This window comes from Phytohabitans rumicis (genome assembly GCF_011764445.1).
Taxonomy (GTDB): domain Bacteria; phylum Actinomycetota; class Actinomycetes; order Mycobacteriales; family Micromonosporaceae; genus Phytohabitans; species Phytohabitans rumicis.
In genome coordinates this window covers 6,315,166-6,339,402 of record NZ_BLPG01000001.1, presented here as the reverse complement: position 1 = coordinate 6,339,402, position 24,237 = coordinate 6,315,166, and the positions used below count along the sequence as shown (strand labels likewise).

At 70.5% G+C, this 24,237-nt stretch carries 37 protein-coding genes and 3 pseudogenes; 13 read left to right on the top strand and 27 right to left on the bottom strand.

Going from position 1 to position 24,237, the window contains the following annotated elements; genetic code table 11:
* Positions 1-45: 45 nt before the first annotated feature.
* The 5 genes and pseudogenes from Prum_RS28980 (at position 46) to Prum_RS28960 (ending at position 4,526) form a co-directional block, all read left to right on the top strand.
* Positions 46-1,805: pseudogene (locus Prum_RS28980) on the top strand (RelA/SpoT family protein).
* Between the two features lie 22 nt (positions 1,806-1,827).
* A complete protein-coding gene (locus Prum_RS28975; RefSeq protein WP_246278162.1) occupies positions 1,828-2,337 on the top strand; it encodes an NUDIX hydrolase in 510 nt (169 codons plus the stop codon).
* A 140-nt stretch (positions 2,338-2,477) separates the two neighbouring features.
* Positions 2,478-3,290 (top strand): nucleotidyltransferase family protein, encoded by an 813-nt coding sequence (locus tag Prum_RS28970; protein WP_173084278.1) that lies wholly within the window; start codon positions 2,478-2,480, stop codon positions 3,288-3,290.
* 113 nt (positions 3,291-3,403) lie between these two features.
* Positions 3,404-3,691: an Lrp/AsnC family transcriptional regulator gene (locus Prum_RS28965; RefSeq protein ID WP_173079363.1), complete on the top strand. Its 288-nt coding sequence runs from the start codon at positions 3,404-3,406 to the stop codon at positions 3,689-3,691.
* The gene (locus tag Prum_RS28960; protein WP_173079362.1) at positions 3,681-4,526 is read left to right on the top strand and encodes an alpha/beta hydrolase family protein; all 846 of its coding nucleotides are present in this window, start codon (positions 3,681-3,683) and stop codon (positions 4,524-4,526) included. The genes Prum_RS28965 and Prum_RS28960 overlap by 11 nt, the downstream gene beginning before the upstream one ends.
* A gap of 46 nt (positions 4,527-4,572) precedes the next feature.
* On the opposite strand, the gene trpD is transcribed toward Prum_RS28960, so the two are convergent.
* Genes trpD through Prum_RS28945 form a run of 3 tightly spaced genes read right to left on the bottom strand, consistent with a single transcriptional unit; the run spans position 4,573 to position 6,977 of the window.
* Positions 4,573-5,619: an anthranilate phosphoribosyltransferase gene (gene trpD / locus Prum_RS28955; protein WP_173079361.1), complete on the bottom strand. Its 1,047-nt coding sequence runs from the start codon at positions 5,617-5,619 to the stop codon at positions 4,573-4,575.
* A gap of 25 nt (positions 5,620-5,644) precedes the next feature.
* On the bottom strand, positions 5,645-6,040 hold the full coding sequence (locus Prum_RS28950; protein WP_173079360.1) for a hypothetical protein: 396 nt from the start codon (positions 6,038-6,040) through the stop codon (positions 5,645-5,647).
* A 40-nt stretch (positions 6,041-6,080) separates the two neighbouring features.
* Positions 6,081-6,977 carry a cytochrome c oxidase assembly protein gene (locus Prum_RS28945; protein WP_173079359.1) on the bottom strand — a complete coding sequence of 299 codons (897 nt, stop codon included), beginning with the start codon at positions 6,975-6,977 and terminating at the stop codon, positions 6,081-6,083.
* 107 nt (positions 6,978-7,084) lie between these two features.
* Here Prum_RS28945 and ctaE point away from each other — a divergent pair, with 107 nt between their 5' ends.
* The 5 genes and pseudogenes from ctaE to Prum_RS28920 all read left to right on the top strand — a co-directional run bounded on the left by ctaE (position 7,085) and on the right by Prum_RS28920 (position 12,388).
* Entirely contained in the window at positions 7,085-7,684 is a 600-nt protein-coding gene (ctaE, locus tag Prum_RS28940; RefSeq protein WP_218577376.1) for an aa3-type cytochrome oxidase subunit III, read from the top strand.
* A 52-nt stretch (positions 7,685-7,736) separates the two neighbouring features.
* A pseudogene (qcrC, locus tag Prum_RS28935) lies at positions 7,737-8,578 on the top strand (cytochrome bc1 complex diheme cytochrome c subunit).
* Positions 8,575-9,659: pseudogene (gene qcrA, locus Prum_RS28930) on the top strand (cytochrome bc1 complex Rieske iron-sulfur subunit). Before qcrC ends, qcrA begins: the two co-directional pseudogenes overlap by 4 nt.
* Complete coding sequence (qcrB, locus tag Prum_RS28925) at positions 9,656-11,284, top strand: cytochrome bc1 complex cytochrome b subunit (RefSeq protein WP_173079358.1); 1,629 nt, start codon at positions 9,656-9,658, stop codon at positions 11,282-11,284. The pseudogene qcrA and the gene qcrB overlap by 4 nt, the downstream one beginning before the upstream one ends.
* A 264-nt stretch (positions 11,285-11,548) precedes the next feature.
* Positions 11,549-12,388 carry a site-specific integrase gene (locus tag Prum_RS28920; RefSeq protein WP_173079357.1) on the top strand — a complete coding sequence of 280 codons (840 nt, stop codon included), beginning with the start codon at positions 11,549-11,551 and terminating at the stop codon, positions 12,386-12,388.
* On the opposite strand, the gene Prum_RS28915 is transcribed toward Prum_RS28920, so the two are convergent.
* The 19 genes from Prum_RS28915 to Prum_RS28830 form a co-directional block, all read right to left on the bottom strand.
* The gene (locus tag Prum_RS28915) at positions 12,385-12,696 is read right to left on the bottom strand and encodes a hypothetical protein (RefSeq protein WP_173079356.1); all 312 of its coding nucleotides are present in this window, start codon (positions 12,694-12,696) and stop codon (positions 12,385-12,387) included. The genes Prum_RS28920 and Prum_RS28915 overlap by 4 nt on opposite strands.
* Positions 12,693-13,394 (bottom strand): hypothetical protein, encoded by a 702-nt coding sequence (locus Prum_RS28910; RefSeq protein ID WP_173079355.1) that lies wholly within the window; start codon positions 13,392-13,394, stop codon positions 12,693-12,695. The genes Prum_RS28915 and Prum_RS28910 overlap by 4 nt, the downstream gene beginning before the upstream one ends.
* Before the next feature lie 85 nt (positions 13,395-13,479).
* Entirely contained in the window at positions 13,480-14,268 is a 789-nt protein-coding gene (locus Prum_RS28905; RefSeq protein WP_173079354.1) for a hypothetical protein, read from the bottom strand.
* Positions 14,268-14,573, bottom strand: a complete 306-nt coding sequence (locus Prum_RS28900) for a hypothetical protein (RefSeq protein ID WP_173079353.1) — start codon at positions 14,571-14,573, stop codon at positions 14,268-14,270. Before Prum_RS28900 ends, Prum_RS28905 begins: the two co-directional genes overlap by 1 nt.
* Before the next feature lie 3 nt (positions 14,574-14,576).
* Entirely contained in the window at positions 14,577-14,723 is a 147-nt protein-coding gene (locus Prum_RS28895) for a hypothetical protein (protein WP_173079352.1), read from the bottom strand.
* Between the two features lie 3 nt (positions 14,724-14,726).
* Positions 14,727-15,404 carry a hyaluronate lyase N-terminal domain-containing protein gene (locus Prum_RS28890; RefSeq protein ID WP_173079351.1) on the bottom strand — a complete coding sequence of 226 codons (678 nt, stop codon included), beginning with the start codon at positions 15,402-15,404 and terminating at the stop codon, positions 14,727-14,729.
* A complete protein-coding gene (locus Prum_RS28885) occupies positions 15,405-15,890 on the bottom strand; it encodes a hypothetical protein (protein WP_173079350.1) in 486 nt (161 codons plus the stop codon). It lies immediately after the preceding gene.
* Positions 15,887-16,417 (bottom strand): C40 family peptidase, encoded by a 531-nt coding sequence (locus tag Prum_RS28880; RefSeq protein ID WP_173079349.1) that lies wholly within the window; start codon positions 16,415-16,417, stop codon positions 15,887-15,889. The genes Prum_RS28885 and Prum_RS28880 overlap by 4 nt, the downstream gene beginning before the upstream one ends.
* Complete coding sequence (locus tag Prum_RS28875) at positions 16,414-16,980, bottom strand: transglycosylase SLT domain-containing protein (RefSeq protein WP_173079348.1); 567 nt, start codon at positions 16,978-16,980, stop codon at positions 16,414-16,416. The genes Prum_RS28880 and Prum_RS28875 overlap by 4 nt, the downstream gene beginning before the upstream one ends.
* A complete protein-coding gene (locus tag Prum_RS28870; protein WP_173079347.1) occupies positions 16,981-17,523 on the bottom strand; it encodes a LysM peptidoglycan-binding domain-containing protein in 543 nt (180 codons plus the stop codon). It lies immediately after the preceding gene.
* Positions 17,523-17,909, bottom strand: coding sequence for a hypothetical protein (locus Prum_RS28865; protein WP_173079346.1), 387 nt, complete (start codon positions 17,907-17,909; stop codon positions 17,523-17,525). The genes Prum_RS28870 and Prum_RS28865 overlap by 1 nt, the downstream gene beginning before the upstream one ends.
* A gap of 2 nt (positions 17,910-17,911) precedes the next feature.
* Positions 17,912-18,052 carry a hypothetical protein gene (locus Prum_RS28860; RefSeq protein WP_173079345.1) on the bottom strand — a complete coding sequence of 47 codons (141 nt, stop codon included), beginning with the start codon at positions 18,050-18,052 and terminating at the stop codon, positions 17,912-17,914.
* A gap of 13 nt (positions 18,053-18,065) precedes the next feature.
* Entirely contained in the window at positions 18,066-18,323 is a 258-nt protein-coding gene (locus tag Prum_RS28855; protein ID WP_173079344.1) for a hypothetical protein, read from the bottom strand.
* 3 nt (positions 18,324-18,326) lie between these two features.
* Positions 18,327-18,452, bottom strand: coding sequence for a hypothetical protein (locus tag Prum_RS53930; RefSeq protein ID WP_281368997.1), 126 nt, complete (start codon positions 18,450-18,452; stop codon positions 18,327-18,329).
* Complete coding sequence (locus tag Prum_RS28850; RefSeq protein WP_173079343.1) at positions 18,449-18,700, bottom strand: hypothetical protein; 252 nt, start codon at positions 18,698-18,700, stop codon at positions 18,449-18,451. Before Prum_RS28850 ends, Prum_RS53930 begins: the two co-directional genes overlap by 4 nt.
* A gap of 67 nt (positions 18,701-18,767) precedes the next feature.
* Positions 18,768-19,001, bottom strand: coding sequence for a hypothetical protein (locus tag Prum_RS28845; RefSeq protein WP_173079342.1), 234 nt, complete (start codon positions 18,999-19,001; stop codon positions 18,768-18,770).
* Positions 19,002-19,011: 10 nt separating this feature from the next.
* Positions 19,012-19,425, bottom strand: coding sequence for a hypothetical protein (locus tag Prum_RS28840; protein WP_173079341.1), 414 nt, complete (start codon positions 19,423-19,425; stop codon positions 19,012-19,014).
* A 10-nt stretch (positions 19,426-19,435) separates the two neighbouring features.
* Positions 19,436-20,626, bottom strand: a complete 1,191-nt coding sequence (locus Prum_RS28835; RefSeq protein ID WP_173079340.1) for a hypothetical protein — start codon at positions 20,624-20,626, stop codon at positions 19,436-19,438.
* Between the two features lie 3 nt (positions 20,627-20,629).
* A complete protein-coding gene (locus tag Prum_RS28830; protein WP_173079339.1) occupies positions 20,630-20,785 on the bottom strand; it encodes a hypothetical protein in 156 nt (51 codons plus the stop codon).
* Between the two features lie 124 nt (positions 20,786-20,909).
* Here Prum_RS28830 and Prum_RS28825 point away from each other — a divergent pair, with 124 nt between their 5' ends.
* Entirely contained in the window at positions 20,910-21,125 is a 216-nt protein-coding gene (locus Prum_RS28825; RefSeq protein WP_173079338.1) for a hypothetical protein, read from the top strand.
* On the opposite strand, the gene Prum_RS28820 is transcribed toward Prum_RS28825, so the two are convergent.
* Genes Prum_RS28820 through Prum_RS28810 form a run of 3 tightly spaced genes read right to left on the bottom strand, consistent with a single transcriptional unit; the run spans position 21,122 to position 23,006 of the window.
* Positions 21,122-21,901, bottom strand: coding sequence for a hypothetical protein (locus Prum_RS28820; protein ID WP_173079337.1), 780 nt, complete (start codon positions 21,899-21,901; stop codon positions 21,122-21,124). The genes Prum_RS28825 and Prum_RS28820 overlap by 4 nt on opposite strands.
* Entirely contained in the window at positions 21,898-22,239 is a 342-nt protein-coding gene (locus Prum_RS28815) for a hypothetical protein (RefSeq protein ID WP_173079336.1), read from the bottom strand. Before Prum_RS28815 ends, Prum_RS28820 begins: the two co-directional genes overlap by 4 nt.
* Entirely contained in the window at positions 22,236-23,006 is a 771-nt protein-coding gene (locus tag Prum_RS28810) for a hypothetical protein (protein WP_173079335.1), read from the bottom strand. The genes Prum_RS28815 and Prum_RS28810 overlap by 4 nt, the downstream gene beginning before the upstream one ends.
* A gap of 62 nt (positions 23,007-23,068) precedes the next feature.
* Between Prum_RS28810 and Prum_RS28805 the strand changes: the two genes are divergently transcribed.
* Positions 23,069-23,281, top strand: coding sequence for a hypothetical protein (locus tag Prum_RS28805; RefSeq protein WP_173079334.1), 213 nt, complete (start codon positions 23,069-23,071; stop codon positions 23,279-23,281).
* Here Prum_RS28805 and Prum_RS28800 read toward each other — a convergent pair whose 3' ends face one another.
* Positions 23,282-23,464 carry a hypothetical protein gene (locus Prum_RS28800; RefSeq protein WP_173079333.1) on the bottom strand — a complete coding sequence of 61 codons (183 nt, stop codon included), beginning with the start codon at positions 23,462-23,464 and terminating at the stop codon, positions 23,282-23,284.
* 281 nt (positions 23,465-23,745) lie between these two features.
* On the opposite strand from Prum_RS28800, the gene Prum_RS28795 reads away from it, so the two are divergent.
* Positions 23,746-23,973, top strand: coding sequence for a winged helix-turn-helix domain-containing protein (locus tag Prum_RS28795; RefSeq protein WP_246278161.1), 228 nt, complete (start codon positions 23,746-23,748; stop codon positions 23,971-23,973).
* Here the strand turns inward: Prum_RS28795 and Prum_RS28790 are convergent.
* On the bottom strand, positions 23,951-24,220 hold the full coding sequence (locus Prum_RS28790) for a class I SAM-dependent methyltransferase (protein ID WP_173079331.1): 270 nt from the start codon (positions 24,218-24,220) through the stop codon (positions 23,951-23,953). The genes Prum_RS28795 and Prum_RS28790 overlap by 23 nt on opposite strands.
* Positions 24,221-24,237: the final 17 nt, after the last annotated feature.

The window sequence follows — 24,237 nt, the reverse complement described above, 5'->3', positions numbered from 1 at the left end:
GAGCCAACGCCCGATTTATGGGTGCCTCGTGAGGGAGGTGTCCGAGTGGACGTCGACGCCGGCCACGGCGCCGCCCTTGGACGCGCCATGCCGACACAGACGGCCGACATCCCCCTCTCCACCCGGCTCCGGTCCTATCTGTCCTGGTCATCGCCCGACGACGACCCGGTGACGACGCTGACCCGGACCCATCGTTCCATCCATCCGTACGCCGACGCGGGTGTCCTGCGCCGCGGCTACGCGATCGCCGAAAACATGCACCGGGGCCAGTTCCGCAAGAGTGGCGAGCCTTACATCACGCACCCGCTCGCGGTGGCGCAGATCTGCGCCGAGTTGGGCATGGACACCATCACCCTGGTCGCCGCGCTGCTGCACGACACCGTCGAGGACACGACGTACACGCTGCAGGCGCTCGACGGCGACTTCGGGCCGGAGGTGACCCACCTGGTCGACGGGGTCACCAAGTTCGACAAGGCGTTCTACGGCAAGGCGGCCGAGGCCGAGACGATCCGCAAAATGATCATCGCGGCCGGCAAGGACGTGCGAGTACTGATCATCAAGCTCGCCGACCGCGTGCACAACATGCGTACGCTCGACGCCCGCTCCCCGCCTCGCGGGCCCGCATCGCCCAGGCCACGCAGGAGGTGCTGGTCCCGCTCTGCGACCGGCTCGGCATCCAGGCCCTCAAGCGCGAGCTCGACGACATCGTGCTCATGCACCTGCACCCCGACGAGTTCGAGCGCATCGACGAGCACGTGCGCAACCGGCCGAACTGGGCCGGCTACCTGGAGCGGGTCGTGGCGACCTCCCGGCTGGCGCTCAAGCGCAGCAAGGTCACCGCCATCGTCGCCCCCCGGCCTCGGCACTACTACTCGATCTGGAAAGACACGGTCGCCGGCGACCACAGCGAGCCGTTCGACCTGCCGCGCATCGTGGTGGTGGTCGACGGCCCTGAGACAGATTGTTACGCGGCCCTGGGCGCGATCCACGGCCAGTGGCGGCCGGTCGCGGGGCGGTTCAAGGACTTCATCGCCTCGCCGAAAAACAACCTGTACCGCTCGCTGCACACCACCGTGATCGGCCCCGACGACCGCACGGTCGAGGTGCTGATCCGCACCGAGACGATGCACCGCGCCGCCGAGTACGGCGTCGCCGCCAATTTCCGCTTCCGCCGCCCGGCCGACCGCAACGAGTCCGCGCGTCTCGACGAGCTTTCCTGGCTGCGCCGGGTGCTCGACTGGGAGCAGGAGACCTCCGACGCGGCCCAGTTCCTCCAGTCGCTGCGCTGTGACCTGGCCGAGACGCAGATCCTGGTCTTCGCCGAGGGGCGGCAGGTGCTGCTGCCAGCCGGCGCCACCCCGGTCGACCTGGCGTACGAGCTGAGCGCGGAGACCGGCGAGGCATGCCTCGCCGCGAAGATCAACGGACGGCTCGCGCCGCTGGCCTCGGAGCTGCACGACGGCGACGTGGTCGAGGTCTTCACCGAGGCCGGCCACGGCCCGCAACGGGAGTGGCTCGACTTCGTCAAGTCGCCGCACGCCCAGATGCAGATCAACCGGTGGTTCGCCGACCACCAGGAGCCGGGCATCAGCATCGCCGACAAGGTGCGGCTGGGCCGGGCCACGATCGGTCTCGCGCTCCGTAAGCACAACCGCGGCCTCGCCAGCGAGGTGCCGCTGCGTACCCTCGCCGACGACCTCGGCTACCCCGACCTGGAGACGATGCTGGTGGCCGTGGTCGACCGCACGATCGCCCCGGACGAGGTCGTCGACAAGCTCATCGACCTGGTCGATCGCCGCGAGTGACCACCCCTCTAGCCTTGACGCCGTGAAGCCGTTGCGCGCCACCCTGTACGAGATCTTCTACCGGCTGCCGCACAGCGTGCGCCGGCGGATCGTCCGGATGATCGTGCCGAAGTACATCGTCGGCGCCGTCACCCTGGTGCGCGACTCCGAGGCGAGCGATCCCGGGCGCCTGCTCCTGCTGCGCCAGCCGCCCGGCCGCAGCTGGAGCCTGCCCGCCGGCCTGCTGCAGCGGCGCGAGGCACCCGTCGTCGGCGCCGCCCGCGAGCTGGGCGAGGAGTCCGGCATCCAGCTCGACCCCGAGGAGCTGCGGCCGGCGGTGCCCAACGCCGTCGTACACGCCAAGGGCTGGGTCGACGTCGTCTTCGAGGCGTCCGTGCCCGCCTCGACCACGACGCTGACCGTAGACGGCGCGGAGGTCTACGAGGCCGCCTGGTACCCGCTCGACGACCTGCCGCCGCTCACCCGGGCCACCGCGCGCCTGCTCGCGTACTACGGCATCGGCCCGCTCGCCGACCAGCCCGAGTTTCAGTGAGCGGGCGTGGCGGCGCGGCGGCGTCTTCCTCTCGGCGCCACGCGCCTGAGCCACCCCCGGACACCGCCGCCGAGAGGAAGGCGCCGCCTACTGGCGCCGCTACGACCGCTCACCGATCGGCACAGCTGGATCTCTGCGCCATCGTGCTCGCGGCAGGCGAGGGGCGGCGGCTGCGCCCGCTCACCGAGCACCTCCCCAAGTCGCTGTGCCCGGTCGGCAACGTGCCGCTGCTCGACCACGCCCTGGCGCGCGTCGCCCGGCTCGGCTTCGCCGATCCGGGGACGGTCGCGGTCAACGCCAGCTACCTGGGCGAACAGGTGGTCGCGCACGTCGGCGCCCGCGCGCACATCTCGGCCGAGACACACCCATTGGGTACGGCGGGAGGCGTCGGCAACCTCCGCGACTGGATCGGCGGGCGGGGCGTGCTGGTGGCCAACGCCGACGCGTACCTCGCCGGGATCGGAGCCGACGCCGCCGCCCTGATCGACGGCTGGGACGGCGAGACGGTACGCCTCTTCGGCCAGCCCGCGCCCGAGGAGACGTACGGCTTCTTCGGCCACCGCTTCGCCGGCCTGTCCCTGCTCCCCTGGCGGTACGTCCGCGACCTCCCGCCCGAGCCGGCCGAACTGGTCAAGGCGGTGTGGCGACCCGCCGAGGCCCAGGGCGCCCTGCGCGTGGTGCCGTACGTCGGGACGTACCTCGACACCGGCACGGCCCGCACGTACCTGGCGGCGAACCTGCACGCCGCCGGCACCGGGGAGTTGGTGGCGCCGGGCGCGACCGTGACCGGCACGGTGGAGCGCTCGGTGGTCGGCGCGGGAGCCTCGGTGGCGGGCACGCTCACCCGCTCGGTCGTGTGGCCCGGCGGGTACGTCAGCCCCGACGAGCACCTGGTCGACGCCATCCGCGCCGGCCGCGACCTGACGGTGCCGGCTGCTGGGGACGCGCCCTAGCCCCAAAGGGCAGCCGTATGCCCGCCACGGCAGGTATACGGGACCCCTTCTCAGAATTCACGCCCAAGAGGGCTGCCCTTTTGAGGCGAGCGCGGGCCGCTAAGGTGGGACGCGTGATCACCGCGATCGTATTGATCGACTGCGCCACCGACTCCATTCCCGAGGTGGCCGAGACCCTGGCCGCTCTGCCCGGTGTCAGCGAGGTCTACTCGGTCGCCGGCCATGTCGACCTGATCGCGATCGTGCGCGTACGCGAGTACGAGCAGATCGCCGAGGTCATCGCCGGCTCAATCTCCAAGACACCCGGCGTGATCAACACCGAGTCCCATATCGCGTTCCGCGCGTACTCGCAGCACGACCTGGAGGGCGCGTTCGCGATCGGCCTAGATGATGCCGACTGAGGACTTCGTCCAGGAGTACGTCGACCGCGGCACCGACCGCATCGGCATGCAGATCTATCCCGAGCCCGACGGTGTGACCGACGCGCCCGTCGTGGTCGTCTGGCCGGCGATGGGCGTCCGGGCGCGCTACTACCGGCCGTTCGCCGCCGCGCTGCGCGAGGCCGGCCTGGCCGTCGTCGTGGCCGACCTGCGCGGCACGGGCGCGAGCACGCCGCCGCCCAGCCGCTCCTCCGGGTACGGCTATGCCGAGCTCATCGCCGACGTCGGTGCGGTGCAGGAGGCGCTCAAGCCGCGGCTGGACGGGCGGCGCCGGATCCTGCTCGGCCACTCGCTCGGCGGGCAGGCCACGCTGCTGCATCTGGCCCTCGACGGGGAGTCCGATGTGGACGGCCTCGCCCTCGTCGCGGTCGGGTTGCCGTACTGGCGGCTCTATCCGGACCTGCTCCGGCGGCTGGTCGTCGGGCCGTACATCCAGGCGATCGCGGGCGTGTCCGCGCTGCTGCGGGTGTGGCCGGGCTGGGGCTTCGGCGGCCGGCAGGCGCGCGGCGTGATGCGCGACTGGGCGTACACGGCGCGCACCGGGCGCTTTCCGGTCGTCGAGGGCGTCGACGCCGAGGCGGCCGTACGCCAGGTCCGCACGCCGGTGCTGGCCATCAGCATCGACCACGACCAGTACACGCCGCACGAGACCCTCGACGACCTCTGCGCGAAGCTGGAGCGCGCCGAAGTGGAGCGCCACCGCGTCACGCTCCCCGGCGCCGACCACTTCACCTGGGTCCGCGCCTCCGCGACCATCGCCGCGCAGGTAGCCACGTTCGCCCGCACCCTCCCGTGATCAAGGCGTCCCTGAAGTCGTTGGAACGACTTGAGGGACGCCTTGATCACGAAGAGGTGGCTACCGCGATCCAGCGGTCGAGGGTCTTCGCGGCGGAGCCGGAGTCGATGGCCGTGGCGGCCCGCGCCAAACCCGCGCGCATCGCCTCCAGCGGATCGCCGGTCAGGCCGGCGTGGGCGGTCAGCGCGGCCGCGGCGTTGACCAGGACGGCGTCGCGGACCGGGCCGGGCTCGCCGGCCAGGAGCCGCCGCGTCACGTCGGCGTTGAACGCCGCGTCGCCGCCGCGCAGGTCGCCCGGGGCGGACCGGGCGATGCCCAGGTCGGCCGCGTCGAGCAGCATCTCGGTGACCGCGCCGCCGTGCACCGCCCACACCCGGGTCGGCGCCGCCGTGCTGAACTCGTCGAGCCCGTCCTCGCCGCGCATCACCAGCACCGAGTCGCCCCGCGCGGCGAACACCGCCGCCATCACGGGCGCCATCCGGGTGTCGAAGCACCCGACCGCGCCCGCGCGCGGCTGGGCCGGGTTGGTCAGTGGGCCGAGGAAGTTGAACACGGTCGGCACGCCCAGCTCGCGCCGCGGCACCGCCGTGTGCCGCATGCCGGGGTGGTAGCGGGCGGCGAAGCAGAAGCCGATGCCCACCTCGGTGACGCAGCGCGCCACCTGCTCCGGACCGAGGTCGAGCGGGATGCCCAGGAACTCCAGCAGGTCCGCCGCCCCGCACTTGGAGGAGGCGGCCCGGTTGCCGTGCTTCACCACGCGTACGCCCGCGCCGGCGACCACCATCGCGGTCATCGTGGAGATGTTGACGGTGTGCGCACGGTCGCCACCCGTACCCACGACGTCGACCGCGTCGGCGCGTACCTCATCGGGAAGCTCGACCCGCGCGGCGGTGGCAAGCATGGTCTCGACCAGGCCGGACAGCTCGCCCGGCGTCTCGCCCTTGGCGCGCAGCGCCATGACGAAGCCGGCGATCTGCGCCGGCGTGGCGGTGCCGGTCATGATCTCGCCCATGGCCCAGGCGGTGTCCGCGGTGGACAGGTCTTCGGCGCGCAGCAGCGCGGCGATCAGATTGGGCCAGGTCCGTTCTCCCACGGGGAGCCCTCCAGCTGTGGGGGAATCAGGCCGCGGCGCGGGAACGCAGCAGCCCGGCGACGGTCTGCCCGGTGGTGACCGGGTCGAGCGGATGCAGCAGGGTCGCTTCGACCTGTGCGTACGCCGCGAGCCAGCGGTCGGCCGCTCGGGCGATCACCACACAGGTGGGTGGCGCGTCGTCGCGGTCGTCCTTGATCTGGCGGGCGATGCCGATGCCGCCGCCGGGGGTCGCCTCGCCGTCGAGCACCATCAGGTCGACCTCGTACTCGTCGACCAGCCGCACGCACCCCGCGTAGTCGCTGGCCTCGACGAACTCCACCGTGAGGTCGGCCGCCGGCCGCGGGCCGATCGCGAGCCGCATCCGGTCACGGACCTGCGAGTCGTCGCTGTAGAGCAGGACGGTGTAAGTACGGTCGGTCATTGCGCTCCCACCTCGTAGCTGCGGCCTGATCGTACCGTCGTCATCGGGCGGCGGCGTCCCCGGCCGCCGCGGCCCGCGCCGCCTCCGCCGCCTCCTGGCGGTCCAGCTCGCGGTCGATGCGGCGAGCCTCCCGCTCCGACTGCTTGAACCACTGCATCACGAGAACGCCGAGCATCGTGATCGAGACGAGCTCGCCGCCCGCCCAGAGGATGCCCCCGGCGATCTCCTGGTCGGTCCACGGGTCCGCCCAGGACAGCCCCAGCGACGGGTAGTAGTCGCCGCCGAGCAGCGTGGTGCTCTGCATGATGGTGAGCCCCAGCACGGTGTGGAACGGCACGGAGAGCACCATCAGCAGCGCCCGCCCCGGGTACGGCCAGCGGCCGGGCAGCGGGTCCAGCCCGATCAGCGGCCAGAAGAAGAGGCACCCGGTGAGGATGAAGTGCGCGTGCACCACCTCATGCGCGAACTCGTTTTCCAGGGTCAGGCGATAGAGGCCGGTGAAGTAGAGCGCGAACGGGTTGGCGACGAAGAGGGCGTACGCCACCAGCGGGAACGTCAGCACCTTGGCGACCCGGCTGTGCACCACGGCCAGCAGTCGGCGGCGCGGGGCGCCGTGGAGCACCCGCAGGGCCAGGGTGACCGGCGCACCGAGCGCCAGGAAGATCGGCGCCACCATCGACAACACCATGTGTTGCACCATGTGCACCGACAGCAGCGTCGTGTCGTACGCGTGCAGGCCGCTGACCGTCACCACCGCGATCGAGCCCAGCCCGGCGACCACGAAGAGCAGCGTCCGGGACAGCGGCCACTGGTCGCCGCGGGCCCGCAGCCGGTGCACGCCGTACAGGTAGAGGGCGGCCGCAACGACCAGCAGCACCGCGATCCAGCCGTCCAGGCGGGTCTCGGTGAAGATGGCCGACACGGTGAAGGGAACCACGCTCCGAGGCTATGCCAGCCCTCCGGCAGGACCGCCATCGGGCCACGACACCCCGTCGTAGTGGACCCCGACGCAGCGTCGTACTACGAGGTGGCGATAATGACGGCGTGACTGCGGCCTCAGCCATTGACAAGAGCCGGATCCACTCGCTGACGCGGCCAAACATGGTCAGCGTCGGGACGATCGTGTGGCTCTCCAGCGAACTGATGTTCTTCGCGGCCCTGTTCGCGATGTACTTCTCCATCCGCGCCGCCGCCCCTGAGCAGTGGGAGCATCACACCGAGGCTCTCAACCTGCCATACGCGACGACGTTCACGCTGATCCTGGTCGCCTCCTCGGTGACCTGCCAGTTCGGCGTCTTCGCGGCGGAGAAGGGCGACGTGCACTCGCTGCGCCGCTGGTTCACCCTCACGTTCGTGATGGGCCTGATCTTCGTGCTCGGGCAGGCCAACGAGTACCGCAACCTGGTCCACGACGGCGTCAAGATCAACGCTGACGGGTACGGGTCGATGTTCTACCTGACCACGGGCTTCCACGGCCTGCACGTCACGGGCGGCCTCATCGCGTTCTTGATCTTCATGGCCCGTACGACCATGGGTCGGTTCACGCCCGCGCAGGCGACCTCGGCGATCGTCGTGTCGTACTACTGGCACTTCGTCGACATCGTCTGGATCGCCCTCTTCTCGATGATCTACCTGCTCCAGTAATCGCGTCACGTTTGGCTCGCTCAGCTCGTCTTACCGGCATGAAGGACTTGGCATGACTTCTGACACCCCCGGCGGCTTGCTCGCGCGGCTGCGCCGCAGGCCATCGCTGCCGCGCAGCAAGGCGCGCCGGCGCCTGGGCACCGTGGTCCGGCTCACGATCGCGCTGACCCTGGCCGGCGGCGCGTACACCGTGTTCGCTCCGGGCCTGTCGGCCGACGACACGCCGCCGCTGTCCACCGCCGCGCAAGAGGGCAAGGCGCTGTTCGACCAGAGCTGCATCTCCTGCCACGGCCGCAACGCGCAGGGTGTGGAGGGGCGCGGGCCCAGCCTGATCGGTGTCGGGGCGGCAGCCGTCGAGTTCCAGGTCAGCACCGGCCGCATGCCGATGGCCCGCCAGGAGGCGCAGGCCCCCGCAAGCCGGCCGTGTTCAACGACGACCAGACCCGCCAGCTCGCCCAGTACGTCCAGGAGTTGGGTGGCGGCCCGCAGGTGCCGGACGGTGACCTGCGCTCGCCGGCGGGCGACGACGAGGCCATCGCCCGCGGCGGCAACCTCTTCCGGGTCAACTGCTCGTCCTGCCACGCCTTCTCCGGCGGCGGCGGCGCCCTCTCGTCGGGCAAGTACGCCCCGCCGCTGAGCGAGGCCACCGACCGCGAGCTCTACGCCGCGATGCTGACCGGTCCGCAGAACATGCCGGTGTTCGGCGACAACCAGCTCACCCCGGACCAGAAGAAGGAGATCATCGCGTACGTCCAGGAGGCGCTGAAGCAGGACAAGGACCCGGGTGGTTGGGGTCTGGGCCGCTTCGGTCCGGTGACCGAGGGGCTCGCGATCTTCCTGGTCGGCATCGTCGCACTGATTTTCGCTGCCCTCTGGATTGCGGGGAAGTCATGAGCACCGACACCCACTCGCACGTCGAGCCGGAAGAGGTCGACATCGACGACCCCCGGCTGAGCCGGTTCGAGATCGTCCGCGAGGGCGCGCGCCGCGACGGGGTCGAGATCGTCCACTACGAGGACCCGTTCCCCGTGAAGGGGACCAAGGCCGAGCGCCGGATGGTCCGCGTCGTCATGGCGTTCTTCCTGCTCACCGGCCTGGCCGCGACGGCGTTCCTGGTGGTCTACATCTGGTGGCCCTGGGAGTACGAGCTCGGCGCCAACAACACCAAGCTCTACACGCCCCTGCTGGGTCTCACCCTGGGCATCGCGCTGCTGGGCATCGGCTTCGGCATCCTGACCTGGGGCAAGCGGCTGCTGCCCAAGGAGGTGGCGATCCAGGACCGGCACGACGGGCCGTCCGACCGGGTGCAGCGCAAGCTCACCGGCCAGACCATGGTGTACATCCTCGACGAGCTGGGGATCAAGCGCCGCAAGACGCTCGGCCTCGCGGCGCTCCTCGGGCTGGCCCCGGTGGGCGCGGTCGCCGCGGCCCCGCTGATCGGTGGCCTGATCAAGAGCCCGACGAAGGACGCGATCCTCTTCCGCACCGGCTGGGACCCGGCCGGCAACGGCGGCAAGCCGGTGCGGCTGGCCCGCGAGGACGGCACGCCGATCCGCCCCGAGGACGTCAGCGTGGGCGGCCAGATGACCGTCTTCCCGGGCATCCCGGAGGGCGCCACCAACGAGCACGCCGACTCCCCACCCTGCTGATCCACCTGCGGTCGGACGACGCGGAGAAGGCCCGCGCGGACGCCAAGCCGGTCAACGTGGGCTCGCAGTGGGAGAACTTCGTGGCGTACTCGAAGATCTGCACCCACGCCGGCTGCCCGGCCAGCCTGTACGAGCAGCAGACCAACCGGCTGCTCTGCCCGTGCCACCAGTCGCAGTTCCTGATCACCGACAACGCCCGGCCGATCTTCGGACCCGCCACCCGTAGCCTGCCTCAGCTGCCCATCACGGTGGACGAGGAAGGGTTCTTTGTGGCAACGTCCGACTACAAGGTTGCTGTTGGGCCAGCATTCTGGGAGCGGCCATGAAGCGCCGAAAGGTCGACGTCAGCGCGATTCCCGCGAAGGCGGCCGGTGGTCTGGACGACCGGTTCCAGGCGGCCACCCCGCTGCGCGGCATCCTGAACAAGGTTTTCCCGGACCACTGGTCGTTCCTGCTCGGCGAGATCGCGCTGTTCTCGTTCATCGTGCTGCTGCTGACCGGCACGTTCCTGACGCTGTTCTACGACCCGTCGCTGTCCACGACGACGTACGACGGCAGCTACGCCCCGCTGCGCGGCGTGCACATGTCCCAGGCGTACGCGTCGAGCCTGGACCTGTCGTTCGACGTGCGCGGCGGCCTGATCATGCGGCAGATGCACCACTGGGCCGCACTGACGTTCATGGCCGCGATCGTGGTGCACATGTTCCGGATCTTCTTCACCGGCGCGTTCCGCAAGCCGCGTGAGACGAACTGGATCATCGGCTCGCTGCTCTTCTGGGTGGGCTTCCTGGCCGGCTTCACCGGGTACTCGCTGCCCGACGACGCGCTGTCCGGCACCGGCCTGCGGATCGCCTCGGCCATCATGCTGTCGATCCCCGTCATCGGCTCCTGGGTGACCACGGCGCTCTTCGACGGCGAGTTCCCCGGGCACGTCATCATGGGCCGGTTCTACATCACGCACGTGCTGCTCATCCCGGGTGCGCTGCTCGCCCTGATCACCGTCCACCTGGGCCTGGTCTTCAAGCAGAAGCACACCCAGTGGCCCGGCCCCGGCCGCACCGAGCACAACGTGGTCGGCGAGCGGTTCGTGCCGCGGTACACCATCAAGCAGGGCGGCTTCTTCATGATCGTCTTCGGCGTCATCGCGCTGATGGGCGGTCTGTTCCAGATCAACCCAATCTGGCTGTTCGGCCCGTACGAGGCATACACGGTCTCCGCGGGCAGCCAACCCGACTGGTACGTCATGTTCCTCGACGGCTCGACCCGACTCTTCCCCGCCTGGGAGATACGGTTCGACCTCTTCGGCTGGGGCGACGGCTACACCATCCCACCGATCTTCTGGCCGACGGTCGTGCTGCCGGGCATCCTGACGATGCTGCCACTGGCGTACCCGTTCATCGAGGCCCGGCTGACCAAGGATCACAAGGCGCACCACCTGCTGCAGCGCCCGCGTGACGTACCGGCCCGCACCTCGCTCGGCGCCATGGCGATCATGTTCTGGCTCGTCCTGACGCTCTCCGGCGGCAACGACATCCTCGCCGACAAGTTCCACATCAGCCTGAACGCGATGACCTGGGCCGGCCGGATCGGCATCCTGATCCTGCCGCCACTCGCCTACTACGTCACCTACCGGATCTGCCTCGGCCTACAGCAACACGACCGGGAAGTCCTCGTACACGGCGTGGAAACAGGCATCATCCGCCGCCTGCCGGACGGAAAGTTCATCGAGGTACACCAACCGCTCGCCCCGGTCGACAAGCACGGCCACGGCGAACTGGAGTACGCCGGCTGGGTCGTACCGAAGAAGATGAACCGACTCGGCGCCCTGGGCCCCGCCATCAAGGGCTTCTTCTTCCCGATCGAAAAACCCGCCGAGGCCCCGGTCTCCCCCGGGCACCCGCCCGTGGAGGCCGCCCCCGCCGAGCGCAAGTCGGAAGAGGTCACCCACTAGTACCGCCGTCAAAGAGGGCTCCCCCGTAGACCGGGGGAGCCCTCTTTTTTCGTTGTCCGCCCCGCGCGACACGCCGAGCCACCGGGCGTCCCTCGTCCGGGGGACGGGCCGTGGCAGCGTGAAACTACAACCGGGTACGTATTGTCAACATCAACTGAGTCAACGACCGGCCGCCGGCCGGTCGTTTTGCGTCCCCCGGTCGCGGCTTGATACAGCCATCGAGCATGATCCTTATTCACACTAAGTTATGTAACGGTTACTTGCATGAGTGCTTACATTGACGCTCACGTGACGCACCTGCGCGCCGCGGGCCGATCGACACGCACCATTATCGCGCGACAGAAGCTCTTGAAACGGGTCGACGTCGCGCTGCCGTACGGGCTCGTCCGCGCGGCGCCTGACGAGATCGAGCAGTGGCTAGCGACGCCTGGATGGGGCCGATGGACCCTGCACACCTACTACATGCACCTGTTCGGGTTCTTCACCTGGGCGACGGCCGGGCGTCGACCGATGCTGAGCTGGAATCCGATGTTGGACATCCCTAGGCCGCCAGTACCAAAGTCAATGCCGGACCCTGTTACAGACGATCAACTCGCTCGGTCCTTGCGTGCGGCGTGCCCACAACAGCGATTGATCATCATGCTCGCTGCGTACGCCGGTCTGAGAGCCTCAGAAATCGCACAGTTGGACCGGCAAGACTTCCGAATCTTGCGGATCGGCGATGTTCCTAAGAGAGCCATGGTCGTCCGCGAGGGCAAGGGAGGTAAGCGGGACGCTGTGCTGCCGGCCCACTCCAAGATCTGGGCCATGGTAAAGAACTTGCCGGACGGGCCGTTGATCCGCTCGGCCGCCGGCGGTCCGGTGGACGGTCATTGGTTGGCAGTTAGGGCACGCCGGTTCTTCGACCGTTTGAAGATGCCCGACGTGCACCTACAGCGGTTCCGGCATTGGTTCGTAACCGCCGCGCACGCCGTGGAGGAGGACGTGTTGGTGACGCAGCACCTAGCCCGGCACGAGGACCCGCGCACGACGAGCGGGTACGCGCTGGTAACACGGCAGATGTTCAGCACCGTGGAGCGATTGCCGACGTTCGACATCGACTAGGCCGGGTCCTGGGGCGGCGCCGGGGCGGTGGCCGGCGCCGGGGACATCGCGGCGAGCAGCCTTCCTTGGGCTTCGATGATCTCCATCATGCGGGTGTTGGTGCCGTTGGTCTGGTGGGCGACCTGGTTGGTCGTGGACCTGACCTCGGCGACTTGGATGGCGAGCATCGCGGTGAGCACGGGGGAGACCATGAGGGAGATCACCACGACGATGGTCTCCCGGTCGACGCCGGCGATCGCCATCACGGCGGTGACGATCATGGCGACGCCGACCAGCACGACGGCGGGCCACACGAAACGCGGGTTCATGCGCCGTCCTGCCCGGCCGCGGCCAGTAGCTCCCCCATCCGTCGTACGACGGCCTCGGCACTGAGCTGCCCGTGCTCGTGCTGCTCCAGCAGTGCGCGGAGCTGGGCGTCGCGGGCGGCGTCCGCCGCGGCGAGCGCCTCGACCCGCGCGGCCAGGGCGTCGAGCCTGCCGACGGTGCTGTTGATCCGTTCGATGATCGCGACCCGTTCGCCCTTGGTCGGACCGCCCTGCACGGTTGCGGCGCCGCTGACCAGCGCGGACAGCCGGTAGATCAGGGCCTCGCCGTCGCCGCCGTCGCGGAAGTTCATGTCGTCCTCCAGTAGGCCCCACGGCCGCCGGTCCTGCTCCGCGGCCGCGGTTTGCTTGATCGAAAAGTGCACGTGCAGGGTGTGCGCGTTGTCGCCGTCGTACGGCTCCGGCCGCCAGCCGGTGTCCTTGTCGGCGAGCTGCCGGTTCCAGATCCAGTAGTGCGCGCTGGGATGCCGCTCGAACGCGCGGATCACCTCGTCGACGTCGACGCCGTCCTTATCCATGTCCCAGGCGTCGACCGACTCCCGCGCATTCGGGTTGTGATCGCTGGGCCGTTCTTGATGCGCGGGGTCGCCGATGGTGCCGTCGCTGGTCTTGTCCCGCCGGGGCCAGCGGGTGTTGACCTCGGTGCGGAGCACGGCCAGCGATGGTGCGAGATACCAGGCCATCACGCCATCCGGGTGAGCAGGAACCGGGAGCCGGCCAGCAACGTCACCCCGGCCGCGTTGCTGACCACCTGCGCCCAGCGGTACGTCACATCACCCGAGACGCCCCCATGGTCAGGGTGGCCCGCAGGTCTCCAGCCGCGACGCCGTTGATCGTCTGGCGGGTGTCGTCAGCGCCGATGCTGCCCGCGCTGCCGGTGTCGATCGGCCCGATCGTCGTGGTGCCGCTCGTCGGTTGGGCGAAGAACGAGCGCACCATGTCGGCGCCGAGCGGGCCGGTGAAGTCGCTGCGGAGCCCTGGGGTGGGCGATGTGCACGACCAGCGCAGCCACCCGTCCAGCGCCCACACGGAGTTGGCCGGCAGGTCCGGGAACGTGAGTTGGTCGTCGTCGGCCGGGGCGATGGTGTTCGCCCGGGCGGCTGAGTCGGTCGAGCGGAACGCGGCGCGGGTCACGCCGATCCCGTCGCCGGTGAGCGCACCGGAGACGTCGATGTTGTCGACGGCGACCGGGCCGACGATCGCGATATCGGCCGGGTTGACGGTGATCCCGGCGCTGCCGAGCGCGCGCAGCACGGTCTGCATGACGTCCTCACCGATGGTGAGGGTCATTTGGGTGCCGGTGCCGCCGCCGGCGGACACGCGCAGCACATCGAGCGGCGTCATCGACTGGAGGTTGACCAGGCTCAGCCCGAACTCGCCGAGCACCCCGCCGGACAGGTCGACGTCGATCAGGTACGCCCGGGTTTCGTCGACGTAGAACAGGATCGCGGCGTCGGACAGCGGGGCAGTCAGGCCCGTCGCGAGCACGATCCGCGGGCCGGTACGCGCGCCCCAGGGGATGACCAGCCGGCGCAGCCCGGCCAGCACGGACCGCATCAGGTCCCCTCGGTGTAGAAGATCAACACCCGGCCGGCGTCGCCGGCGTTGGCGCCGGTCCACTCGACGGTCATCTCGTCGGACGCTTGCAGCTCGACGGGCGGATCGCCGCCGGCGGCGTCCGACTGAGGCACCAGCGGTGAGATCAGGAACCCGTTTTTACGCAGGTTGCAGAGCACCCCGGTGGCTTCGGTGTCCATCTCGATCGATACCTGCGTGACGGTCCAGCCCGCGGAGGAGGGGGGCCGGATCGTCACCGTGGCGGCGCCGGCGGCGTTGGCGGTTGCGCTGTAGCGGCGGTCCATCCCTCACCACCAGGTGAACGGGCGGGCCAGCCGCGGCGTGGACTGGCCGCGGCCGCCCCACGCGTCCCACAGGCAGTAGCTGCCGGCGAGGAATAGTGCGGCGCCGACCAGCACGGCGGTGGTCTGGCTCTGGAACAGGGGACGCTGCACGGGTCACCTCCCGGTGAGGTAGTAGAGGCTGGAGTCGACCGTCGCCGTGCCGATGTTGACGTTCGCGGGGAAGGTGGCCTGCCCAGCCACGAACACCGCGGGTCGGTGGCCGTTGATGGTGGGGATGTTCGCCGGCGCGGTGGCGTCGACCAAGTGCGGGCCGGTGGTGAAGTCGCTCAGGCACCCGAGGTAGTAGTTCGTCCCGGCGACGATCGGCGCGCTCACGCCAAGCGCCCCCTCGACGTAGCCGGTGCCGGCGAACGCGGCCGCCATGTCGCCGGTCATCCCGAGCCGCGCCCCTGCCTCGCTGTAGAGGGCTAGGCCGTTGGTGTTGGCGCCCGGGGTGACTCCGCCCACGCGCAGCCACGCGCCCAGGTGGGTGAGCGTGGCCGACGCGCCGGCGCGCACCAGGCTGAGCACCAGGGTCCCGGACGGCAGCGCGAACGTGCCGGCGTCGACGGCCGCGAGGGGCATGACGGCCAGGCCGAGCCCGAGCAGCTGCGCGACCGGGTCGCCGCCCCCGCCGCCGGCGCCGATCGCCGGCAGCGACGTGAACGGGGTGGCGCCGTCACCGATGCGCAGGGTGTCGGTGTCGACCTCGAAACCGGGCTCGCCGTCGGCCAGGACCGGGTTTGCTGCCGCCCACGCAGCGGCGAGCCCGCGGCGCAGCTGGACGCGCATTTACGGTGCGCCGCCGTCGATCGCGCCGATGGTCGACCCGAGGATCCCGCCGCGGGTGACCACCTGGAACGACACCCGATCGGTCGCGGTGCCGTAGATCGTCATCTGCCGGGACCCGAGGTTGACGATCCGGATCGCGCCGGCCGGTACCACCGACACGCCGACCCCGCCGGTCGGCGGGCCAGAGGCGGGCCCGGAAGCGGTGACGGTGACCTCCTCTGTGGACAGGTTGCAGATCTCGGCCGCGCCGGCGGCGACGTGCCACTGTCGGAAGATCCGCCCGTCTGCGTCCAGCGCGACGGTTTCGACGGCCAGGACGTCGTTGACGACCATGCCGTGTAGCCGGGCCATGAACTCCGTGTGCGTCTGGGCGGAGGCCCGGAACGCGTCGAGCAGCTCGCCGGCGAGGATCCGTTCGGCGTCGCCGCGGCGAGGCTTGCGCGCCGGGCCCGGCTCGGCCGGCGGCGTTCCCAGGATCGTGCTCATGGTCCCCCTCCTCGATCGGCCCGTCCGGGCCCGGTCATGCGCCACAGCCCCCAGCCGACCAGCGCGAGCCCGGCCGCCGCGACGGTGAGCTCCAGCGCGCCGGCGCGGATGCCGTCCAGCCAGTCCTGCACGGTGCCGCCCAGGGCCCCCACGGCGCCGGTGACGGGCGCGAGCGCGGTCCCTAGGCCCTGGACCCGGGCGTAGGAGGCCGGCGTGCCGTAGATGTCCTGGACGCGTACGCGGGCGCCGGCGTGCGGGGCGGCGATCATCTTCCCGCCGCCGATGACCAGGCCCACGTGGGTCGCCGGCCGCCCCCAGAACACGAGGTCGCCGGGCAACGGGTCCTTGACCGGGGGCAGCGCCGCCTGTTGCTCGCGTGCGGTGCGCGGGAGCTTGATCCCCACCCGGGCGTACACCCACTGCATCAGGCCCGAGCAGTCAAAGCTGTTCGGGCCCTCGTCGCCGAAGTTGTACGGCTTTCCGATCTCGGCGGTGGCCGCGGCGATCACGTCGTCGACCCGGCTCATGGCAGCGCCTCCACCTCGTCTGCGCGCCGGCGGATCAGGCCGCTGGACTTGGCCAGGCCGGCGACGACCAGGGCCAGGCCGAACACCACGGCGACCACCTCGACCGCGACGCCGCGGGCGCCGCCGAGCACGTCGCCGACGGTGATGTCGGCGCCGGGGATCTTGTCGACCAGGTCGCCGATCACGTCACCGACCACGCCCACGGCGCCGCTCACCTGGCCCAGAAAGTCCTTGTAGCGCCCGCTGGTGTAGACGGTCCAGGGGGTGAAGTCGGCGCCGTGCTGGGAGATCTCCCACGCGGCGCGGGCCTGCGCGCCCAGGTCGCCGGTCAGCTCCATGATGTCCCGCGCGGTGCCCTTACCCGTCTCGCTCTTGAGGGTCCGGACCTGGAAAACCCCGTAGCTGGGCCCCCAGGTGGCGTTCTGCAGCCGGGTGTCCCCGACCGCGGCGTCATCCCACCCGGACTCGCCGCCGGCGATCGCCGTCATCGTGACGGCCGCCTGTGGGGGGAACCCGGCGCCGAGCAGCGCCCGGTACACCTCGGCCGGGGTGCGCCTGGCCACTCACGACACCCGGATTTTCTGGCCGGTGCGGATCACGTTGGGGTTCTTCACCGACGGGTTCAGCTTCAGCAGGGTCGACACGCTGGTCTTGTACCGCTTCGCGATGCCGGACAACGTGCTGTTCCACGCCGTGTTGGTCTTGGTGTACTTGCCCACGGTCACGTACGCCGGCGTCTTGACTGCCGGCCTCAGGCCCGGGATCTTGCCGATCGGGCGGGTGACCGGCTGCGTGGTGATGGGCTTGGTCGGCGCCGGCTGCGTCGGGTTGGTCGGCATGTTGCCCAGCTCGTCGCGGATGCTGTTGAGGAACTCGTCCATTTGGGTCTGCAAGCTGCCGCTGTAGTTGCCGAGCCAGTTCGCGACGTCGGTGCCGGTGCTGTCGAAGGATCCGACACCGCCGACCCCGCCCGAGGTGCTCTCGTCGTCGACCGGGCCCGCGGAGTCACCGCGGCTGCGCTGGTAGAGCGTCCACGCGCCCAGCGCCGCCGCGGCGCCGAGTCCGGCCAGCGCGGGCTTGTTGCGCAGCAGGGCCTTCCAGTCCATCAGGCCCAGCCGGTGCGCAGTTGGCCGCCGAACCCGGCGAGCGGGTTGTCGTCGGTGCCGGTGCCCGGCATGCCGGGCTGGCCGGAGGGCATGGCGCCGATGCCGAGCCGCCGCGACTTGGGGTCGCGCACAGGCTTGGTCGCCGCCGCGGCGCCGGCGAAGAACTGCATCGGATCGGTGCGGCCGCCCATCCGGTTGACGCCGTAGCCGGGGTCGCCGGTGAAGCCCTTGTTCGAGCCGCCCGGGGAGTGCACGCCGACCGCCATCGGGGAGAACGGGAGGGTGGCCAGCGCCATCGACCCGGCCAGCCGCAGCGCGTGCGCGTCCGGGCCGAAGATCAGCGCGATCGTGGCCCGGCCGTTGCCCGGAATCACCTTCTTGCCCATGGCTACCGCCCTTGGAAGGTCTTGACCACAGTGGACACCGCGCCGCCGCCTGCCGTGAGCAGCCGGCCGCCCTGGGTCGCGTGGCTGACCGCGAGGTAGATGCCGATCAGCGCCGCGCCGTAGAACATGCCCTTGCGGACCATCGCCTGCCTCCCTTCACTTGCTCTGCTGGGGCTGCCCGCGCCCCTCGTTGTCTTGCGGGTTGGGGTCCCGGATGCCCGGAGGTTCGGCTACCGGGCCGCCGCTGTCGCCGGGCCTGCCCCGCTGCGGCACGCCGGCGACGTCGGGCGAGATCGCCCGGCGTGCCGCCTGCGCGACCACATTCGATCCGGCCTCGGCCGCCGCGGCGCCGCCGGGCTGCAACACCGCGTAAAACACGATCAGGGCCAGGCCGCCGGCCAGGAACCCGCCCACGGCTCAGTCCCGCTTCCCGGGCGTGGTCGGGTCGCCGGCGATACCGAGCCGGCCGAGCGCGGCGCCGCCCAACACCTGACACAGCACCCACACCCCGGCCACGACCAGCAGGGCCCCGGACGCGTTCACGGCAACCACGTCCCGTCCGGTGCCTTGTTGAAGAACTTCGCCCGCAGCACGTCCCGCACCTCCTCGGGCCCGCCGCGCAGCAGTGGCAGGCCGATCCATCCCCAGGCGAGCAGGCCGAGCAGGAACCCGGCCCCCTGGTTGACCACCTTCGGGACGGGGACCCGGCCGGAGGCGCTGGGGGGTGCCTGCCGGCCGGGTCGCTCGCCGCCGGACCCGTCCTCGGCGGGGTCCGGCTTGTCGACAGGCACGGGGGCATCCTCGGCGCCGCCGGCCGTCGCCGGCGCCTTGGTCGTCCGCCTCCGAGCCATATAAATATCAGCCCTTATCGATTGATGCGGAGAGCTTGGCCTTGCCGAGCCGCACCGACCCGGCCGCGCCGGCGGCGCCGAGCGTGACCGCCAGCACCACGCCAAACCAGAACAGCGGGTTGTTCGGGTCGAGCAGGCCACGGACACCGGACGCGAGATCGTCGGTGTAGGCCATCGGCGCCGGCTGTGTGTAGCTGGGCGCCTGCGGGGTCGACCCGTAGAGCGATGCCGCCGTGTACATCGGGCGCCCCTCAGCTAGCCGGCTTGGCAGCCTTGGCCAGCGCCGCCACGTCGGACTTCACCTTGGCCAACTCGGCCGTGAGCGTCGCGATCGCGGCGCCGGTCGGGTCGTCCGGCCAGTAGGCGACGGGCACCCACCGGGCGACGCGCAGCGCGGTCGGGTCGGGCTCACCTGGGCGTCGGGGAAGGTCGTCCAGATGTTCGCCCAGCGCCTTTTCGGCCGCCGACCGATCGGCGCACAGACGCGCGCCGCGCAGCTCCACGACGGTCTGGCCGGCCTCGTCGGGGAACCCGAGCAGGTTGACCGTGCCGTCCTTGTTCAGGCCGGTGACCGTGGCCACCAGCTCCTCCCGGCCGTCGTGCTCGTCCGGGTCGACCAGGGCGACGACCTGGCGCCCCAGCGCCGGCTTCTTCGTGGTGCTCATGCCGCCTCCTTCACGCGCCGACCGGCGCCGCGAACAGGGTCTCCTGGAAGATCTGCGCGAACCCCGACGTGGGCGAGCTGACCAGGCCGATCTGCACGCGCAGGTCCGAGGTCATGCCCTCGTCGACGACGTCCCGCAGCGCGAACTGGGACGCGAAATCCCACATGCCGATGCCCCAGTTGCCGCCCAGGTCGACCCCGGACCCCCGGAAGTTGTGCGCCCTCAGGTCGCCGCCGGCCGCGTAGCTTTCCGGGACGTCGTTGCCGCCGTACGCCCAACCGACCGTCGAGTAATTCGTGTCGTTGAGCGCGAGCGGCGCCGGCGTCGATCCGCTGTAGACGTTGAACCCCAGCCGCAGCAGCTTGCGACCGACGCCCGTACCCGGTAGCAGGGGCTCGTTGAGGCCCTGGGCCAGACCGCCCTGCCGGAACTCGGCGATCTGGTGGAACTGCGACAGGTCCGGCACCACGAACCGGCCGCCCACCTGCGGGATCGAAAACGCCACGCCGGTGACCTTGTAGGACAGCGCCGACGCGAGCGTGGCCGAGCCGCCCAGGGTGAGCAGCGCCGCCTGCGTGTTCCAGTCGATGTCGAGGGACAGGTTCGTCGCCGACGACTGGGCGTAGACCGCGCCGATCAGCGTGACCGGCTCGGCGAAGACCGGGATGAAGTACGTGACGTCCACCGTGTACGCGCCGGTAGCGGCCACGGTCGCGCCCGGGTTGAGCGAGTTGACGCCCGAGGTGCCCCAGTCGTCCGCGGGCATCTTGAGCGAGCCGGTGGTGACCGCGGTCGACCCGAACGTCGCCGCGATGCCGGTGTCGTCGATCTTCGGGTTGGTGACGTACTCCAGCGCCCGGACCATCAGGCCGCGCGCGGAGATCAGGTTCGACTGACCGTTCGCCGACAGCCGGAACGCACGCACCAGGTTGAACGGCCACTCGTGGGTCATGCTCGTGCCGGTGATGGTGCCGCCGAACGTCAGCGTGCCCTTGATCCGGACTTCGAGCATGCCCACGATGCCGGTCTGGCGCAGCTGCGTCGAGTCGGTCGAGCCGAGCCCGGCGATCGCCGTCAGGCTGCGCATCGGGAACCGCAGACGGCGCGTCGCGGCGTAGAACGCCCCCGGGTCGACGATCACCTCAGGGCTGGACACACCCTGAATCAGCGGCGCCGACGGGGTAAGGGTCGCAGCGACCATGGGTTAGTTACCTCCGTTTCCGGGACCGCAGTGGATGAACTCGGCGAAGCGCGCGAGCCCCTTGGATGGCACCTTGCGCGCGACCAGCTCCAGCCCGAAGTGGGTCAGGAGCGACACGCCACCGACCGCGGCCCAGAACAACGCCTTCCGCCCGAGCATCGCTAGCCGCCCTGGCGCTGCTTGAAGTAGTCGTAGCCGATCACCACGGCCAGCGCCACGACCACGGTGACCACGATGGACTTGCCTCTCATCGCTCACTCCCGACCTATGCGAACATCGCTATGTGAGCATGCTACGGCACGGTAACGACAACTCCCTGGTCCTGGACCAGCATGTCCACGGCGCCGCCGTCGACGGGGTCCGGCACATGTGCCCGGCCGAACGCTGCGGGAACCCCGCGAACCCGTTCTGCCCGGTATGCCTGGGCGCCGGGTCGATCACCACCGACCGCCTCGACCGGTGGCAGGCCACCGTGCTGCGCGAGGCCGGCGAGATCTAGCGGCCCGCGCCGCCCTTCGCCCAGCGGGTCGTCTCGGTCACGACGTCGAGCGGCAACGGCGGGAAGTGCACGAGCCGTAGGTCGCGCTCGTCTTCGCTGTCCGGCGGGTCCTGGTTGTCGTCGTACCGCAGATACTCGTTCGCCTTGAGCGCCTTGTTCGCCGCGTCGAACTCGTCCGGTGGCCAGCCGATCGTCTCGGCGACCCGGCGCCGGTCGTGCGGGTTCGGCAGCCGGAACCCGTAGACCAGGTCGCACTGCGCGAGCACCAGCGGGTCGATGTTCATCGGCCGCGGCCCGCACAGGATCATCGTCAGGTTGTGGTGCCGGTTGTGCATCAGGGCCCGGCGGGTGTGAGCCGGGGTCCGGTTGGCCGGCGCCAGGACGCCGACCTCGTGCACCAGCAGCGCGCAGTGCCCGGTCTTCTTCCCGTGGCTGAGCGCCAGGCCCACGACCGCGTCGTTGTCCTCCAGCGCGGTCGGCGAGCCCGGGTCGTACACGTAGCGCAGCGTCATCGGCGCCGGTCGCCCGTCCGGGCCCTCCTTGCGCAGGTGCTCCGGCCACGCGCGGGGCAGCTCGTCGACGGTGCCATGCAGTTCCTCGACGTCGGGTCCCCACGGGCCGTCGTCCGCCGCGGCGTCGATCACGATCCGGTCGTACGGGTAGGTGCGGAAGATCAGCAGGCCCATCACCGACTTGCCGGACCGCTTCTTGCCGAAACACCCCACGATCAGCCCGCGTGAGGTGTCGATGTAGCCGTGCTTGTCGAAGCTGCTCACGCTTCGGCGCGGTCCAGCTCGTCGACGTCGACGCGCACCCCGGACACCGGGTGCGGGGCGGGCAGCTTGTCGACGGGCTCGCCGCGGTGCAGCGGGTCGACATCGACCTGCGCCGGATAGTCCGCGAGCGCTTCCTTCTCCCGGGCCCGGGCCAGCCGGTCCTCGATCGACGCGAGGGTGAGCCGCCGGTCGGCGATCTGCTCGTCGAGCGCGCCGAGCTCGTCCGTGTGCTTTTCGGTCAGCTGCTGGATCAGGCCGATCCCGAGCGAGATGCACGCTACCGCCAGCATGAGATCGAACTTGGTCGAGCGGAGCGCCTGAGCGAGCCTGGGGATCATCGGATCTCCTGTTCCGGATCGGTGGGAAGGTCGGCCGGGACGCCGGGGTCGACGTCGGGGTGCGTCAGCAGGGGCCCATCGGTCAGGTACGCGCCGACCGCCGACCCGGCCGCGAGCCCGTCGACCAGGTCCTTGGACAGGAACTCGACCGGTAGGTGCCGCATCGCGATCGCGGCGAGCGGCTCGGCGATGTCGTCCAGCTGCTCCGATGTCGGCCGGCGCAGCTGCCGCCGGCGCGTCCACAGCACCAGCCCGGCGACGCCGGCCGCGACCAGGCCGAGCAGCCCGGCCACCACCCGCGCGGTCGCCGCGGCATCCGGCTTCGGGACGTCACCAGCCGAAGAGGTGCGCGTATGGGTACCCGTGCCGCCCAGTTTCCGGGGTGGCCGATCGGGCAGGCTTTCCCGGCTTGGCTCCGTCGCCGGCGCCGTCGGGTCGTCCGTCGCCTCCGGCAGCGGGGGTCCAGCCGGAGGCTCGCCGGCGGGCGGAAGCCCGGCAGCAGGCTCAGCGGGACCGGAACGTCGCTGGTATCCACCCTTGACCACCTTCCGCGGCGTCCTCTTCGCCGACGTCGACGGCGCCGGCGCGCTCTCGCCGGCGGGCGGGGTCGCCGGCGCGTCGTCCTTGATCCGCCTGGCCAGCACCACCCCGTCACAGCCCCGCCTAGGGCAGGTGCCCCGCCAGGTCGCCCGGCCCTTGGGCGCCGTCGCGTCGACCACGCGGTGACACTTCGGGCACGTCCCGCGGACCTTCAACGGCTCGGCCATGGCCTGTACCGTACGTCATATGCGCGAACGCGCATAGGTCCTGGTTGGGGGTGTCGTACCCGATGGCAACACCGGAACGATTGCGGCGCCTCGCCGCAGCGGCGCGCGAGTCACGCAAGGTCTGGGAAACCGACGTCGACGCGCGCGACGCGGAGATCGACGAGGCCGACCGGGAAGACATGCCGATCCGCGCGATCGCGCGGCACACCGGGCTGTCGGCGGGCCACGTGCAGCGGATCGTCACCGCGCAGACGGCCGCGCGGCAGGCCGGCTAGTCAGTCAATCAGCGCCTTGGACCGCAGGTACTTGATCGACCCGGCGCGCGCCTCGCAGAGCGTCGGCACCTTGCACACCGGGCACTGCCCGTCGACGGGCGCGTGGTCGTTGTAGATCGCCCACGCGTTGATGACCAGCTCTTCGACCAGCTCGGCCGCAGTCAGCTCGCGTTCCTCACCCATCGAGTGCCCTTCTCGATTCGGGGGACCGAGACGAGCGCGGTCGGGCACACGATCCGCTTGTGGCGGTGTCGAGGATCCGCGCTCGTCCCGGCGGGGAGGCCCGGCGGCAGTGTCAGGACACCGGGCATACGCAGCGCGTTGACCCCCATTGCCGAACGGAGACCGGCAGCACTGCGCGCACCCAACTTTAGTGCCATTGGTACCAGAGTCAACATTGGTATTGAACTGGAGGTAGCGACATGATCACATTGGGGTGCCGAACGGAAGCACCGGAGACACCCATGCCGATCCCGATGGGCTATCGGGAGATCGCCGCGGACCTTCGCACCCGAATCGAGGGTGGCGAATACAAGCGCGGCGAGCCCCTGCCCACGTACCGCGAACTGGCCGCGCTCTACAGCGTCGGCATCACCACCATGCAGCGAGCCATCCGAGAGTTGATGTTCGAGGGCCTGGTGGTCGGCCGTCAGGGCAAGCACCTCTACGTCACCGAGGACGCAGCTCCCTGACCACCCGGCGCACGTGCCGAAGGCTCCCGCCGGTCGCCTCGACCAGGTCCTCGACGGACATGTCCGGGTGCTCCGCGAGCAGCGCGGCCACAGCATCGGTCACGGTGCCACGTCTAGGGACAACCGTCCCTTGTGGAGAGGACATGTCCACGACTAGGCGCCCCAGCGTGATCACCGCGGCCGCCAGCTCGTCTACGTGCCGGCGCAGCACGTCGTGCTCAGCCCGAGTTATATAATTGACATCCATCATTTCCTCGCTCGGGG

What these genes read in the sequence shown, in the direction of transcription:
- Prum_RS28960 (WP_173079362.1), top strand. Translation starts at nt 3,681, where the DNA reads ATGCCGACTGAGGACTTCGTCCAGGAGTACGTCGACCGCGGCACCGAC.
- Prum_RS28950 (WP_173079360.1), bottom strand. Translation starts at nt 6,040, where the DNA reads ATGACCGACCGTACTTACACCGTCCTGCTCTACAGCGACGACTCGCAG.
- qcrB (WP_173079358.1), top strand. Translation starts at nt 9,656, where the DNA reads ATGAAGCGCCGAAAGGTCGACGTCAGCGCGATTCCCGCGAAGGCGGCC.
- Prum_RS28920 (WP_173079357.1), top strand. Translation starts at nt 11,549, where the DNA reads ATGAGTGCTTACATTGACGCTCACGTGACGCACCTGCGCGCCGCGGGC.
- Prum_RS28915 (WP_173079356.1), bottom strand. Translation starts at nt 12,696, where the DNA reads ATGAACCCGCGTTTCGTGTGGCCCGCCGTCGTGCTGGTCGGCGTCGCC.
- Prum_RS28910 (WP_173079355.1), bottom strand. Translation starts at nt 13,394, where the DNA reads ATGGCCTGGTATCTCGCACCATCGCTGGCCGTGCTCCGCACCGAGGTC.
- Prum_RS28905 (WP_173079354.1), bottom strand. Translation starts at nt 14,268, where the DNA reads ATGCGGTCCGTGCTGGCCGGGCTGCGCCGGCTGGTCATCCCCTGGGGC.
- Prum_RS28900 (WP_173079353.1), bottom strand. Translation starts at nt 14,573, where the DNA reads ATGGACCGCCGCTACAGCGCAACCGCCAACGCCGCCGGCGCCGCCACG.
- Prum_RS28890 (WP_173079351.1), bottom strand. Translation starts at nt 15,404, where the DNA reads ATGCGCGTCCAGCTGCGCCGCGGGCTCGCCGCTGCGTGGGCGGCAGCA.
- Prum_RS28885 (WP_173079350.1), bottom strand. Translation starts at nt 15,890, where the DNA reads ATGAGCACGATCCTGGGAACGCCGCCGGCCGAGCCGGGCCCGGCGCGC.
- Prum_RS28880 (WP_173079349.1), bottom strand. Translation starts at nt 16,417, where the DNA reads ATGAGCCGGGTCGACGACGTGATCGCCGCGGCCACCGCCGAGATCGGA.
- Prum_RS28870 (WP_173079347.1), bottom strand. Translation starts at nt 17,523, where the DNA reads ATGGACTGGAAGGCCCTGCTGCGCAACAAGCCCGCGCTGGCCGGACTC.
- Prum_RS28865 (WP_173079346.1), bottom strand. Translation starts at nt 17,909, where the DNA reads ATGGGCAAGAAGGTGATTCCGGGCAACGGCCGGGCCACGATCGCGCTG.
- Prum_RS28860 (WP_173079345.1), bottom strand. Translation starts at nt 18,052, where the DNA reads ATGGTCCGCAAGGGCATGTTCTACGGCGCGGCGCTGATCGGCATCTAC.
- Prum_RS28845 (WP_173079342.1), bottom strand. Translation starts at nt 19,001, where the DNA reads ATGTACACGGCGGCATCGCTCTACGGGTCGACCCCGCAGGCGCCCAGC.
- Prum_RS28840 (WP_173079341.1), bottom strand. Translation starts at nt 19,425, where the DNA reads ATGAGCACCACGAAGAAGCCGGCGCTGGGGCGCCAGGTCGTCGCCCTG.
- Prum_RS28835 (WP_173079340.1), bottom strand. Translation starts at nt 20,626, where the DNA reads ATGGTCGCTGCGACCCTTACCCCGTCGGCGCCGCTGATTCAGGGTGTG.
- Prum_RS28830 (WP_173079339.1), bottom strand. Translation starts at nt 20,785, where the DNA reads ATGCTCGGGCGGAAGGCGTTGTTCTGGGCCGCGGTCGGTGGCGTGTCG.
- Prum_RS28815 (WP_173079336.1), bottom strand. Translation starts at nt 22,239, where the DNA reads ATGATCCCCAGGCTCGCTCAGGCGCTCCGCTCGACCAAGTTCGATCTC.
- Prum_RS28810 (WP_173079335.1), bottom strand. Translation starts at nt 23,006, where the DNA reads ATGGCCGAGCCGTTGAAGGTCCGCGGGACGTGCCCGAAGTGTCACCGC.
- Prum_RS28805 (WP_173079334.1), top strand. Translation starts at nt 23,069, where the DNA reads ATGGCAACACCGGAACGATTGCGGCGCCTCGCCGCAGCGGCGCGCGAG.
- Prum_RS28800 (WP_173079333.1), bottom strand. Translation starts at nt 23,464, where the DNA reads ATGGGTGAGGAACGCGAGCTGACTGCGGCCGAGCTGGTCGAAGAGCTG.
- Prum_RS28795 (WP_246278161.1), top strand. Translation starts at nt 23,746, where the DNA reads ATGCCGATCCCGATGGGCTATCGGGAGATCGCCGCGGACCTTCGCACC.
- Prum_RS28790 (WP_173079331.1), bottom strand. Translation starts at nt 24,220, where the DNA reads ATGGATGTCAATTATATAACTCGGGCTGAGCACGACGTGCTGCGCCGG.